We start from the raw sequence: 702 nt of genomic DNA, 5'->3' as shown, positions 1-702 counted from the left end.
CCTTTGCTGTGCTGAAAACATGATAGATGGCACCGCTTATAAGAATGGCGATATCATTACTTACAAAAATGGCGTTACAGTGGAAATTGTAAACACGGATGCTGAAGGCCGAATTGTACTAGCAGATGGCTTATTACGTGCTGGCGAATTGGGTGCGAAACGCATTATTGATGCGGCCACGCTAACGGGCGCAGCGCAGGTTGCGGTAGGTACAGAATATAATGCGTTATTCAGTGTAGACGAAGAGTTCGCCGAGTTCGCATTGCAAGCAGCGCAAGCGGAAGCCGAACCATTATGGCGTTTACCACTTACCCCATGGCATCAAGATAACTGCCCTTCAGCGTTTGCCGATACGGCGAACAGTAAGCCAGTAAAAGGCGGAGGTGCGGGCGGTGCTAGCAATGCAGCCGGTTTCTTATTACGATTTGCTCCTGAACAAGGCAAAGGTTGGTTACATTTCGATTTGGCCGGCGCTTACCATGGTACTGCCAATGGCTTGTGGGCAGCAGGCGCCACTGGTTTGGGTATTCGCAATATCGCGCGAATCTTAAACACATATAATGAAGCGTAAATGAACTTCGAATAGGGGCTCTTTAGAGCCCCTTGTTGTAAGCACAACGATAGGTGCATATGAGCACATCTACATTGCCGGTTACGGCGATTATTCCCGAATTATTGCCAGCTCTGGCAACCCACGTATGT

The 702-nt window shown here is 48.9% G+C and carries 1 pseudogene; it reads left to right on the top strand.

The features are described from left to right. Positions 1-571: pseudogene (locus tag VT06_RS16955) on the top strand (aminopeptidase PepB); the annotation flags it as partial. Positions 572-702: the final 131 nt, after the last annotated feature.

Source organism: Arsukibacterium sp. MJ3, from assembly GCF_000987765.1.
GTDB lineage: Bacteria > Pseudomonadota > Gammaproteobacteria > Enterobacterales > Alteromonadaceae > Alishewanella.
The sequence above is the reverse complement of the archived record's forward strand: the minus strand, read 5'-3'. Positions and strand labels throughout refer to the sequence as shown.